Source organism: Clostridium sp. OM05-9 (genome assembly GCF_003481465.1).
Lineage (GTDB): Bacteria > Bacillota > Clostridia > Lachnospirales > Lachnospiraceae > Coprococcus > Coprococcus ammoniilyticus.
Genome location: NZ_QULF01000004.1, coordinates 183,526 through 196,901, shown reverse-complemented (window position 1 = coordinate 196,901; position 13,376 = coordinate 183,526). Strand labels below are relative to the sequence as shown.

Annotated in this window: 12 protein-coding genes and 1 pseudogene; all 13 read left to right on the top strand. The window is 36.9% G+C overall.

From position 1 onward, the window contains the following. Positions 1-64: 64 nt before the first annotated feature. The 13 genes and pseudogenes from DXB77_RS08150 (at position 65) to DXB77_RS08095 (ending at position 13,375) form a co-directional block, all read left to right on the top strand. The gene (locus DXB77_RS08150; protein WP_243013950.1) at positions 65-1,525 is read left to right on the top strand and encodes an exopolysaccharide biosynthesis polyprenyl glycosylphosphotransferase; all 1,461 of its coding nucleotides are present in this window, start codon (positions 65-67) and stop codon (positions 1,523-1,525) included. After that, positions 1,526-2,269 carry a glycosyltransferase family 2 protein gene (locus DXB77_RS08145; RefSeq protein WP_117823397.1) on the top strand — a complete coding sequence of 248 codons (744 nt, stop codon included), beginning with the start codon at positions 1,526-1,528 and terminating at the stop codon, positions 2,267-2,269. Positions 2,270-2,292: 23 nt separating this feature from the next. After that, on the top strand, positions 2,293-2,484 hold the full coding sequence (locus DXB77_RS08140) for a hypothetical protein (protein WP_117823399.1): 192 nt from the start codon (positions 2,293-2,295) through the stop codon (positions 2,482-2,484). A gap of 26 nt (positions 2,485-2,510) precedes the next feature. Next, positions 2,511-3,257: a glycosyltransferase family 2 protein gene (locus tag DXB77_RS08135; RefSeq protein WP_118663005.1), complete on the top strand. Its 747-nt coding sequence runs from the start codon at positions 2,511-2,513 to the stop codon at positions 3,255-3,257. A gap of 21 nt (positions 3,258-3,278) precedes the next feature. Then, on the top strand, positions 3,279-4,505 hold the full coding sequence (locus DXB77_RS08130; RefSeq protein WP_118663004.1) for a UDPGP type 1 family protein: 1,227 nt from the start codon (positions 3,279-3,281) through the stop codon (positions 4,503-4,505). A gap of 227 nt (positions 4,506-4,732) precedes the next feature. Next, positions 4,733-6,199 carry a sugar transferase gene (locus DXB77_RS08125; RefSeq protein ID WP_118663003.1) on the top strand — a complete coding sequence of 489 codons (1,467 nt, stop codon included), beginning with the start codon at positions 4,733-4,735 and terminating at the stop codon, positions 6,197-6,199. Positions 6,200-6,302: 103 nt separating this feature from the next. Next, positions 6,303-7,451, top strand: a complete 1,149-nt coding sequence (locus DXB77_RS08120; RefSeq protein ID WP_118663002.1) for a glycosyltransferase family 4 protein — start codon at positions 6,303-6,305, stop codon at positions 7,449-7,451. 3 nt (positions 7,452-7,454) lie between these two features. Next, the gene (locus DXB77_RS08115) at positions 7,455-8,432 is read left to right on the top strand and encodes an acyltransferase (RefSeq protein WP_118663001.1); all 978 of its coding nucleotides are present in this window, start codon (positions 7,455-7,457) and stop codon (positions 8,430-8,432) included. A gap of 15 nt (positions 8,433-8,447) precedes the next feature. Next, a pseudogene (locus DXB77_RS13315) lies at positions 8,448-9,569 on the top strand (glycosyltransferase); the annotation flags it as partial. A gap of 123 nt (positions 9,570-9,692) precedes the next feature. Continuing rightward, the gene (locus tag DXB77_RS13310) at positions 9,693-10,880 is read left to right on the top strand and encodes a radical SAM protein (protein ID WP_243100168.1); all 1,188 of its coding nucleotides are present in this window, start codon (positions 9,693-9,695) and stop codon (positions 10,878-10,880) included. After that, positions 10,849-11,796 (top strand): glycosyltransferase family 2 protein, encoded by a 948-nt coding sequence (locus DXB77_RS08105; RefSeq protein ID WP_243100163.1) that lies wholly within the window; start codon positions 10,849-10,851, stop codon positions 11,794-11,796. The genes DXB77_RS13310 and DXB77_RS08105 overlap by 32 nt, the downstream gene beginning before the upstream one ends. Before the next feature lie 14 nt (positions 11,797-11,810). Continuing rightward, a complete protein-coding gene (locus tag DXB77_RS08100) occupies positions 11,811-12,407 on the top strand; it encodes an acyltransferase (protein ID WP_118662999.1) in 597 nt (198 codons plus the stop codon). After that, positions 12,404-13,375 (top strand): DUF6625 family protein, encoded by a 972-nt coding sequence (locus DXB77_RS08095; RefSeq protein WP_118662998.1) that lies wholly within the window; start codon positions 12,404-12,406, stop codon positions 13,373-13,375. The genes DXB77_RS08100 and DXB77_RS08095 overlap by 4 nt, the downstream gene beginning before the upstream one ends. Position 13,376 lies beyond the last annotated feature (1 nt).

Below are 13,376 nucleotides of genomic sequence, written 5' to 3'. Positions count from 1 at the left end.
ATGAAGAGAAAGCAGGTGGCATATCCACCTGATGACCACCTCTCATGGTGGGATGGAGATTGATATGGAAGAAACCAGACATGTGAGAAAGAGAGACATTTACAAACGTATTATCACATTTTCGGAAGGCGTGCTTCTGTTAGCTGCGGAAGTACTGCTGTTTGCAAGGATGTGGTATACCGAATATGCAGATAATACTCAGGCTATCCAGATTCCGTTCTGGAACAAAGGTAACTGGGCGGTAATCGGTATGTATGCGATTATCATTTATCTGTTTACGAAGCTGTATGGTGGTTATAAAGTAGGCTTCCTCCGGGTGATGGATGTTCTCTTTTCACAGATATTATCATTGGTCTGTGCAAATATCGTAGGTTATGTCGAGCTGTGTATCATTGCCCGTAATTATCTGCCGGCACTGAACATGATCGAGCTTACATTCTTAGAGATCATAGTTATATTTATATGGGTATTTGTCTGCAGGATGATGTACCGTAAGTTTTATCCTCCAAGACATTTACTGCTTGTCTACGGATATAAGACACCGACCGAATTCATTGATAAGATCAATGCCAGAAAAGACAAATACATCATTGCTGACCGTATTCATGTCAGTGAAGGTGAGAAAGCATTAAAAGAAAAAATCTTACAGTACGATGGTGTTATCCTTTGTGAGACAAAGGCATATATCAGAAACGAATTGGTAAAATACTGCTTCGAGCATTCGATCCGTTCGTATGTGGTACCGAAGTTATCGGATATCATTATCTTAGGAGCAGAACCGATCCATTTGTTTGATACACCGTTATTATTATCCAGAAACCAGGGACTGACAGGAGAAGATATGATCTTCAAGCGTCTGATGGATATCATCGTATCCCTGATCATGATCATTATCTTTTCACCGTTTATGATCCTGATCGCACTTGCGATCAAGCTCTATGACAGAGGCCCTGTATTCTATAAACAGAATCGTCTGACCTTAAATGGCAGGGTATTCAAGATCATGAAATTCAGAAGTATGCGGATGGACTCCGAGGAACATGGCGCACAGCTTGCAAGAAAGCATGATGACAGAATCACACCGGTTGGCCGTGTGATCCGTGCCACACACTTAGACGAGCTGCCACAGCTCTTTAATATCTTAAAGGGCGATATGTCAGTCGTAGGCCCTAGACCGGAGCGCCCGGAGATCGCAGCACAGTATAGGGAGACTTTCCCGGAATTCGACTATCGTCTGAAGATGAAGGCCGGACTTACCGGATATGCACAGGTTTACGGTAAATATAACACCACACCGAGAGATAAGGTGAAACTTGACCTGACATATTATGAGCAGTATTCCTTATGGCTGGATCTGAAGCTGATCCTGCTGACCTTCAAGATCTTATTCCAGAAGGAGAATACGGAAGGAATCGATGCAAATCAGACGACAGCGATCCGCGAAGACAGGACAAAGAAAACAGGCATCAAGCATCCGCATGATGAAGCCGAGGATGCCTTCTATAGTGTAGAGGAAAAGAAATAAATGAAACCAGAAGTATCCGTGATCATTCCGGCATATAATTGCAGCAGAACAATTAAACAGACAATCGATTCCGCACTTTGTCAGGATGTGATATCAGAGATCATCGTGATCAACGACTGTTCGCCGGAGGATCTGACGGAGTGCCTGGCAGAATATAAAAGCAATCCACAGGTTAGACTATATAAGAATGAAACCAATCTTGGCGTAGCAGCAACGAGAAATAAAGGTGTGCAGCTTGCAGAGGGCGAATATGTAGCATTCTTAGATTCCGATGATATCTGGCGGCCGGGAAAGCTCTCAAAGCAGCTTGCTGTTATGAAGAAGACCGGAGTGGTATTATCCTCAACTGCCAGAGAACTGATGGAAGAGGACGGAACCCATACCGGGCGGATCTTGCCGGTACCGGAGAAGATCACTTATAAAGGTATGTTATATGGAAATGTGATCAACTGCTCATCCGTAGTGATGAAGCGGGAGGTGGCAGCAGAGTTCCCGATGGGGGATGATGATGCTCACGAGGATTATATCTGCTGGCTGCAGATCCTTAAGAAATACGGGGAGGCAGCAGGCATCAATGAACCGTTATTGCTTTACCGGATGGTGAAGAACAGTAAATCAGGTTCCAAATTACATTCTGCAAAGATGACGTATCAGGTATACCGGAAGATGGGATTTGGAACAGTGAAGTCACTTGGATATTTTGCAGGATATGCGATACATGGAGTAAAGAAATATTTTCTTTAAATAAAAAGAAACGGAGCAGGGAGATGGCAGAGGAAATCAAGAGAGGTCCGGGAAGACCGACCGATAAACGGAAAGACACAATTCTAAGACTTAGGATCGACACAGATACACATGAACTGCTTTCAAGATATGCAAAGCAGAAGGGCGTATCCATGTCGGAAATCGTCAGAGAGGCAGTCTATGGTATTGTAAAACAGGCGAACATAGAAGAATAAGACTGTCAGACAGGAGAACGTTGACCATGGAAACAAATAAGGAAGGGGATGTGACACTATCTGTCGTCATGCCCGCCTATAATGAAGGAGCACATATAACAGATAATCTGCTTGAAACCAGCAGAGTGCTGTCCGGTTTCGTCAAACGGTATGAGATCATAGCAGTTGACGACGGAAGTGCAGATAACACCGCAGAGTGCATCCGCCGGGCAGAAATGCAGGATACTCATATCAGAGGAATCTCATATCAGCCAAATGGTGGAAAAGGACATGCCATCCGGACAGGGATCGCAGCAGCAGAGGGACGATACATCGCATTTCTGGATTCCGATCTGGAACTGCCACCGATCCTGCTGAAACGATTCTTAAAGGATATGAAGGAGCAGAACGCCGATATCGTGATCGGTTCCAAGCTGCATCCGGAGTCGAAGCTCCATTATCCGATGCTGCGTAAGATTATGAGCTATGGATATTATCTGATGTTAAAGATGATGTTCCATCTGAACACCCACGATACACAGACCGGTATTAAGTTATTCAAAAAAGAAGTGATCAAACCGATCGTAAGCCGGATGCAGGCAGAAGGATATGCATTCGATATCGAGATCCTTGCCATGGCAGCAAAGGATGGCAGAAAGATCTGCGAAGCTCCGATCGAGCTGAACTACAGCCGGGATGACAGCAAGGGTGGAAGAAGGATCGGATTAAAGGATATATTCAAGGTGTTTGGTGAGACGGTTGCGGTGAAGAAGCGAGTTAAAAATTATAGATAGTGTGAAATGAGGGAAAATTATATGACATATGAAAACGCTTTAGAAGTTTTGAAAAAGTACGAGCAGGAGCATGTGCTTGCCTATTATGATGAATTAAACGATGAGGAGAAGCAGAGCCTGCTTTCCCAGATTGAAGAAATCGACTTCTCTATATTTGATGTATTAAAAGAGAAAGAATCAGACGGTAAGGAAGGAATGATCACACCAACAGAGGTTTTGACACTTGACACGATCAAAGACTATGAATTTGCCTATAAGGTGCTTGGTGAAACGGCAATCCAGAAGGGCCAGCTTGCCCTTGTAATGCTTGCCGGAGGGCAGGGAACAAGACTTGGCTATGATGGACCGAAAGGAACCTATAATATAGGTGAGACCAGAGAACTCTATATCTTCGAATGTCAGGTGAAAACGATCCTGACTGTTGTGAAGACACTTGGAAGATGGATCCATCTCTATATCATGACCAGCGATAAGAACTACGATGCAACGACATCTTTCTTTGCAGAACATAAGAACTTTGGATATAAGGAGGAGTATCTGCATTTCTTCAAGCAGGAGTTGGTACCATCCGTTGATTTTAATGGAAAGATATTGATGGAAGCACCATCAAAGATCTGCCTGTCACCAAATGGAAATGGTGGTTGGTTCTCATCCATGAAACGGGCAGGGCTGGTAGAGCAGCTTGATAAAGAAGGTATCCGCTATATCAATGTATTCGCAGTCGATAATGTCTTGCAGAAGATCGCGGATCCGGTATTCCTTGGCTCGATGATGATGGAGGATTATCAGTCGGCGGCAAAAGTCGTAAAGAAAGCAGATCCATATGAACGGGTAGGCGTACTGTGTAAGAAAGACAATAAGCCTTACATAGTAGAATATTATGAATTGTCGGATGAGATGCGGTATGAGAAAACGGTTATGGGCGAGTATGCTTATAATTATGGAGTGATCTTAAATTATATCTTCCCGGTTAATCAGTTAAAACAGCTTTTGAATCAGAAAATGCCGCTTCATACGGCGAAGAAGGTTATTCCATATATGAACGAGAAGAAAGAGCTGGTGAAGCCTTCGGAACCAAACGGCTACAAGTTCGAGACACTGGCACTTGATATGCTGCAGTTTATGAATGACTGCTTACCATTTGAAGTTATCAGAGAGTATGAATTTGCACCGATCAAGAATGCAGAGGGCGTGGATTCACCGGAAACCGCCAGAGAGCTGTTAAAGAAGAATGGATATAAGCTATAGAACTTTGTCAAATACTTTGGAAAAATTGCCTAAAATAACAGTATTATTTTCAGAAATTTCTACATTCAACTTAAGCCTGGAAAATTGACTTTTAATAAGAATTGAATTATAGTTGTTAGTGGTTAAGAAGCGTTAAGGATTTCTAAGCCATTAACAACTATATTTATATAGCTTGACTTGATAAAGATACATGATGAACACATTTATGAGGGAAATGAGGGAATAGAATGTATAGAAAAGAGCCTCAGGGCTGGTTAAAGCATCTTGATTTTACAGTGCTGAATCTGATAGCACTGCATGCATCTTATTGTATGGCGTATTTTATACGGATGGGAACAGAGAATCCGTATCATAGTAAGTTATATCGGACAATAGCCGTACTTCTGACATTATTTCAATTATTAATTACCATAGTATGTCATATATATAAAGGCGTATTGAAACGGGGATATTTCCGTGAAGCTGTTGCGTCTGTGAAGCAGTCTGTACTGGTTGTACTTCTGGCAGTATTCGTTCTGTTCATGATGAAGATGGGCGCAGCCTATTCCAGAAAGGTTATGGCCTTATTTGGCATGATATATCTGGTTATGGGCTATGTGATCACGCTTCTTTGGAAGGAGTATGTACGAAGACATCGTGTGGCGAAAAAGTCTATTGTGATCGTGACAGTCAAAGAATATCTGAATGCGTTACTTGCAGAAATGGATACAGAATACTATAATCTGTATCGGGTTGCAGGTGTTGTATTATTAGATGCAACTGAGGATGAGGCAGAAAACTACAATACAGAATATGCAGATTTGGAGCTTAGTATATATGCATATACAGACGAAGTTCTGGAACAGATCATGCATGGCTGGGTAGATGAGGTCTATGTGAATATACCATTTGAGAAGCATATTCCGGAGAATCTTCTGGGACAGTTTGCAGATATGGGAATCACGGTTCATGTGCGGGTGCGTGTTCCGGCAGAACTTTCCGATTATCAGTATGTATTCGATAAACAGCTTGGTCATCATGTACTGACCGTCAGCACTACATATATAACAACGTATCAGGCATTTGTAAAGAGGGCAATCGATATCCTTGGCGGAATCGTGGGATGTATCTTTACAGGTGTCCTTACGATCATCCTTGCACCATGTATCTATATCGCATCACCGGGACCGATCTTCTTCTCACAGTACCGTATCGGTAAGAATGGTAAGAAGTTCAAGATCTATAAATTCCGAAGTATGTATATGGATGCGGAAGCACGAAAAGCCGAACTGATGGAGCAGAATCAGGTCAAGGATGGTATGATGTTCAAGATGGAATATGATCCGCGAATCATCGGCTGCAAGAAGCTGCCGGATGGTACGATCAAGAAGGGCATCGGAAACCGGATCCGTGACTGGTCACTCGATGAATTCCCGCAGTTCTTCAATGTGTTAAAGGGTGATATGAGTCTGATCGGAACCCGACCGCCAACAGAGGATGAATGGGAGAAATATTCTGCCCATCATAGAGGACGTATGGCAATCAAACCGGGTATTACAGGTCTCTGGCAGGTCAGTGGAAGAAGTAACATCACGGATTTTGATGAGGTTGTAAGATTAGACCGTAAGTATATCGATGAATGGAGCCTTGTAAACGACATCAAGATACTGTTCAAGACAGTGGGTGTTGTGTTGAAGGGTGAAGGGTCGATGTGATATAGATGTGTAGATTGATTTTATAACAAATTAATCTACACATTTTTATAAAAAACAGATGGATATTTGTATAAAATATTTAAGCAACATGAGGAAACTTTCGATGAATAAGAGCAAAAAGATAAATGAATCTTCATTACGAATCGCATTTTTGGGGCATAAAACTATTCCAAGTCGTCAAGGAGGCGTTGAAATTGTTGTAGAAGAATTAGCAACGCGTATGACAGTTATGGGACATACGGTTACGGTGTATAATCGTAATGGGCATCATGTAAGTGGCAAAGAATTTGATGAAAAAAAATTGAAAGAATATAAAGGTATACGAATGAAATATGTGCCAACAATAGATAAAAAAGGCTTGGCTGCGATGAGTGCTTCGTTCTTTGCAGCGGTAGCAGCTGCGTTTGGAAAATATGATGTGGTGCATTTTCATGCAGAAGGACCATGTGCAATGATCTGGTTGCCAAAATTATTTGGAAAGCGTTGTATAGCTACGGTACATGGTTTGGATCATCAGAGAGCTAAATGGGGTAAATTGGCCAGTACATATATTATGCTCGGAGAAAAATGTGCGGTTAAATTTGCTGATGAGATTATTGTTCTAAGTGAAGGGGTTCAGAATTACTTTAGGGAAGTTTATGGACGTGATACAAAGTTTATTCCTAATGGTGTGAATCGGCCAGTTATTAGAAAGACAGAACTTATTGAACAGGAATTTGGATTAAAGAAAGATGATTATATTTTATTTTTAGGACGACTTGTTCCGGAAAAAGGAATTACTTATTTGATTGAAGGATTCAAGAAGGTAAAGACAGATAAGAAGCTGGTTATTGCGGGAGGCAGTTCGGATACCGATGAATTTGCTAATCAGTTAAAAGAAATGGCAAAAGACGATGACAGGATTATTTTTACTGGGTTTGTTCAGGGACAGTTGCTGGATGAGTTATATAGTAATGCTTATATCTACAGCCTTCCAAGCGACTTAGAGGGAATGCCACTTAGTTTGTTGGAAGCTATGAGTTACGGTAATTGTTGTCTAGTATCTGATATAGATGAATGTGCTTCGGTGGTAGAAGATAAGGCGTTAGTATTTAAAAAAAGTGATGTAAATGATTTACAGAACAAGCTTCAGAAAGCCTGCGATGATGAAAAACAGGTACAAAAATATAAAGATGAAGCAGCAGATTATATTTGTCAAAAATATAATTGGGATGATGTTGTGGAGAGTACATTGAAGTTGTACAGGAGATAAAAGATGGAAAAAAAGCATTATGGCACAATTGATGGATTACGAATGATTGCGGCTTTTGGTATCGTAATGATGCATATAAGAGCAAATAATAGTTATGAAATATCTGGTTTTGTATATAACAATATTATTCCATCTTTTACAAACTTTGTATTTTTGTTTATGATAGTGTCTGCATTTGGAATGTGTTGTGGGTATTATCAAAAAGTTTTAAATAATCAAATTTCTTGGTCGGTTTTTTATGGTAAACGGTTTAAAAAGATTCTTCCATTTTTTGGTTTCCTTGTCTTGCTTGATGTGGCAATGACACATTCTTTGGGAAGTATATATGAAGGGTTTGCAGACATAACGTTAGTATTTGGATTTTTACCGGCAGATACTATTTCAGTAATAGGTGTAGGTTGGTTCTTGGGATTGATCTTTGTGTTTTATCTCATATTTCCATTTTTTTGTGTTCTTATCGAGAACAAAAGAAGAGCATGGATGGCTTTTGGTGTAAGTTTAATTTATAACTTTGCATGTGCAAATTATTTTGATGTTGGGAGAACAAATATTTTATATAGTGCGTGTTTTTTCTTAGCTGGAGGGTTGATATATCTTTATAGAGAACAAATTGCTCATTTTAACCAGTGGATTGTATTGGGACTGACTTGGATTAGTATAGTTCTTTATTATATCATTGGTGGATATTCTGTAATGTGTCTGTTGGTATCCTCATTATTATTAATGTATGCAATTTTAAAGATGGGGGGGATATTAGAGAATAAAGTTACAAAATTTTTCAGTGGAATCAGCATGGAAATTTATCTTTCCCATATGTTCCTTTTTCGTGTGATTGAAAAGCTAGGTATTAATACCTTGTTAGGAACTGGATGGAGTCAATATATTTGCACAGTAGTAATTGTAATTGTGGGGGCATCTATATTTGCAATCACAATGCAGCATATATTTAACTACGTTTCAAATAAATTAGTGAGCAAGTAAAAGGGGTGAAAAGGTATGAAAATATTAATGATAAATAAGTTCCTCTACCCTAATGGTGGTAGTGAGACATATATTTTTAAATTAGGTGAATATTTAGAAAAACAAGGGCATGAAGTTCAGTTCTTTGGAATGGAGCATGAGGGTCGTTGCGTTGAAAATAGAGTAAATGCATATACAAGTGATATGGATTTTCATGGAGGTTCTAAATTAGCAAAAGTTATATATCCAGTGAAGACTATCTATTCTTTGGAAGCCAGAAAGAAGATTAGAAAGGTATTAGATGATTTTGAACCGGACGTATGTCATATTAATAACTTTAACTATCAGCTTACACCATCCATTATTCTTGAAATACATAAATGGAGTAAACAGACGGGTAAGAAATGTCGAATTATTTTTACAGCACATGATTACCAGTTGGTATGTCCAAATCATATGTGTAATAACCCCAATACCCATGAAAACTGCGAGAAATGTTTAGGTGGACATTTTCTTAACTGTACAAAAGGGAAATGTATTCATGGAAGTATCGCAAAATCAGCGGTTGGAACTTTAGAAGCAGAATTTTGGAAAGTGAATGGAGCATATAAGTATATTGATGCTATGATTTGTTGTTCTGAATTTATGAAAACAAAATTGGATACAAATTCATTATTTGCAAAGAAAACGATTGCCTTACATAATTTTATTGATAAAGTAGAATGGAAAGATACAGAAAAGAAAGATTATGTTTTATACTTTGGACGTTTTTCAGAAGAAAAGGGAATTGGAACATTATTAAAGGTATGTAAGGAATTGCCGAATATTCAGTTTGTATTTGCTGGAACAGGGCCATTAGAAGATACAGTAAATGGAATCAGCAATATTAAAAATGTAGGATTCCAAACAGGTGAAGCATTGGAAACATTAATAAGAGAAGCTAGATATTCTATCTATCCGTCAGAATGGTATGAGAATTGTCCATTCTCTGTAATGGAAAGTCAGATGTATGGAACACCTGTGTTGGGAGCAAATATCGGAGGAATTCCAGAACTTATTCAGAATGGTAAGACTGGAGAACTTTTTGAAAGTACCAATGCAAAAGATTTAAAAGAAAAAATAGAGAAGTTGTGGGAGGACAAGCCTCTTACAGATTCTTACAGTAAGAATTGTCAGGACATTAGTTTTGATACTATTGAAGAATATTACAATAAATTAATGAAAATATATAGAGGCAGAAAATTAACATCGATTAAAAGTAAGGAAACAGAGGATAGGAAAATGGGTAAAAAATCAGGAGAAAAGAAACTGAATGGTACAGTTATTGTAACTTATCGTTGTAATGCACGTTGCAATATGTGTAATCGTTATAAAAAACCATCGAAACCGGAAGAAGAAATTTCAGTTGAGACAATTAAGAAACTTCCTAAAATGTATTTTACAAATATTACGGGTGGAGAGCCATTTATCCGTACTGATTTAAAGGATATTGTACGTGAGTTATATAAGAAATCCGATCGTATTGTTATCTCTACAAATGGTTTCTTTACAGATCGTATTGTTGACCTTTGTAAAGAGTTCCCTAATATTGGTATTCGTATTTCCATTGAAGGTCTGGAAGAAACAAATAATAAAATTCGTGGATTAGATAATGGATTCCAGCGAGGCTATACAACTTTGAAAAAGCTTAGAAAAATGGGAATGAAAGATGTCGGATTCGGAATGACTGTACAGGATGCAAACTGTAAAGACTTGGTTCCACTTTATCAGATTTCCAATGAAATGGGGATGGAATTTGCGACAGCTTCTTTACACAACAGTTTCTATTTCGTAGAAGCTAAGAATATCATCCATAATCGTCCGATGGTAGCAAAGCAGTTTGAAAATCTTGTAAATGAACTGTTGAATAGTAATAGTCCTAAGAAATGGTTCAGAGCTTACTTTAATCATGGTTTAATTAACTATATTTACGGACAAAAGAGATTACTTCCATGCGATATGAGCTTTGATACATTTTTTATTGATCCATATGGTGATGTAATGCCTTGTAACGGAACAAAAGATAAAGAAGTTATGGGTAATTTGAATGAGCAGAGTTGGGATGAATTATGGAATAGTCCAGAAGCAGAAAAAGTACGTTCAAAAGTACGTTGCTGCGATCGTGATTGTTGGATGATTGGATCTGTGTCCCCGGCTATGCACAAATATATATGGAAACCGGCACTCTGGGTAATTCAGCATAAATTCCTTAGATTCTTTAAAAAGAAAAAATACAGTATGTATGAGTTGAAGATTGTAAGAGATTACAAAGAAGGAAAAGTAACGAAAGAACAGTTAGATAAATGTAGTACATGTGATATGTGTGCAACAATTAATGATGGATTATCAGCGGCGTCTAAAGAACAGCTGGTTGGTAAAACTGGAGAAGAGATCGTAGATGCAGATATTGCAAAACAGATGGAGAAATAGTGGGTGTGATATAAGAAAGATGAGCGATGTTACAATTCTTACTCCGACTTATAATAGAGATAACTTATTGCAAAAGTTATACAAATCTTTATGTGATCAAAATAGAAAAGATTTTGATTGGATTATTATAGATGATGGGAGTATAGATAATACTCAGGAGTATATTGAAAAGATAAAAAAAGAGGCAGACTTTCATATAAGTTATTATAGAAAGCCAAATGGAGGAAAACATACAGCACTTAATTATGCATATCCTCATATAAAAACAGCATTGACATTTATTGTTGATAGTGACGATACGTTAACAACAGATGCAGTTTCAATAATTCAAGCAACATATGAAAAGTATAAAGAAGAAAAAGATTTGTGTGGATTTAGTTTTTTAAGGGGAAAACCTAATGGAGGATATTTAAGTGATAGTGGTGTTCCGAAAGAGGGAATGAAAGAGTCGTATGTTGAATGTCGTATAAATCGTGGAATAGGCGGAGATATGGCAGAAGTATGGTATACACATTGCTTAAAGGAATATCCTTTTCCCGAATTTGAAGGAGAAAAATTTTTGGGGGAAGATATTGTTTGGATAAAGATGGCACAGAAGTATAAAATGCGTTTTTTTAATAGAGTTATTTATATTTCGGATTATTTAGAAAATGGATTGACGAATAATAGAAGAAAACATAATATTCAATCTCCAAGAGGATGCGTTGAACGAGCAGAGGTTTTTTTACATTCAAAATGTAATATGAAAGCAAAAGTAAAAGCGATTTTGCAATATCATATATATGGAAAATTTGCTGGAAAGACTATACCTAGTTTGTTAAAAAAATCTTCTATGAAAGTTTTTTATCTTCTTTTTGTAATCCCTGCTCAAGTTTTGTATTTAAAATGGAAACATGAATATTATAGTTCGATTTAATAAAAGGAGCAAGAATGTTTACAAAAATAAAAATCATAGGGGATAAATTTAGACGTTATTATAGACAGTATAAAATGATAACTATACGAGATGGTTGGAAAAAGGCAAGATGGTTAAAAAAACATAAAATTTTTTATCATATCGGAGAAAACGTATATTATACACCTAATATACTACCAGCAGAACCGTTTCTAGTATGCTTACATAATAATGTCGCTATATCAGCAGGAGTAAGATTAATTACGCATAGTATAGCTGCAACAGTATTTAATCATGAAGAAAACACAGATAAATATATAACTAAATTTGGGAAAATAGAAATATTAGATAATGTATATATAGGAGCAAATGTATGTGTTAATCCTGGAGTAACTATTGGACCTAATGTAATAGTTGCAGCTGGGGCAGTAGTTACAAAGGATGTTGCTGAAGGAGTGGTAGTAGGCGGAGTACCTGCTAGGGTCATAGGTTCATATGAAGAGGTAAAAGAAAAAACATTAAGAGAAAGTAAAAAGTATGGAAATGTAAAATCAGGAGATTTATTTGTAAAAGATCTATTAAAAATAAATCCAATTACATTTTTAATTGATGAAGAAAGGAAAGAAAAATGAAAACAATCGCTTTCATATTACCTTACTTTGGAAAACTACCGAATAATTTTGATTTGTGGTTGAAGAGTTGTCAATATAATGCAACAATTGATTTTTTAGTTTTTACAGATGATAAAACTGCTTTTAAATATCCTAAAAACGTGAAAGTATTTTATTGCAGTTTTCAAGAGATAAAAGTTAGGATTCAAGAAAATTTTCAATTTGAAATTAATATAGAAAAACCTTGGAATTTATCATTATTTAAGCCTGCATATGGACAAATTTTTAAAGAAGAATTAAAAGATTATGATTTTTGGGGATATTGTGATGCAGATTTAATGTGGGGAGATATAAGAGCTTTTATAACAGATGAATTGACAGAAAAATATGAGAGAATAGGGACAAAAGGTCATGCGTCTATTTATAAAAATACAGAAATTGTGAATGGAAGATATACAAATATTGTTTCAAATACAGCAGATTACAAAAAAGTATTTTCTGGAAATTCAGGATATAGTTTTGATGAAAACGGTATGGACGAAATTTATGAGGCATTAGAAATCCCATATTATTTTGCTCCCAATTTTGCTCATTTGGAAAAGTATGAATCATCATTTTATTTAAAAAGATTGCCAAAAGAAAAATTATATACTAATAAATATCAAGTGTTTCTATGGGAAAAAGGGAAACTATATCGTATTTTTTTAGATAATACAGTATGCCAAGAAGAATATATGTATATTCATTTCTTTTGCAGACCAATGAAATATGTATATGGTGATGATCAAAGTGACAGGTATGTTATATATCCGGATATTGTTAAACCATTTAATAAAATAATAGACGAAGAGTTTATACGGACTTATGGGAAACAGGGAAAATTCAAATTTTTGTGTAAGATGATATGGACTAATAGAAAGAAAATAACTCTAAAAAGAATAAAAAATAATATTTGTAATATATGTAATTACAAGATTTTGGGTAGATAAA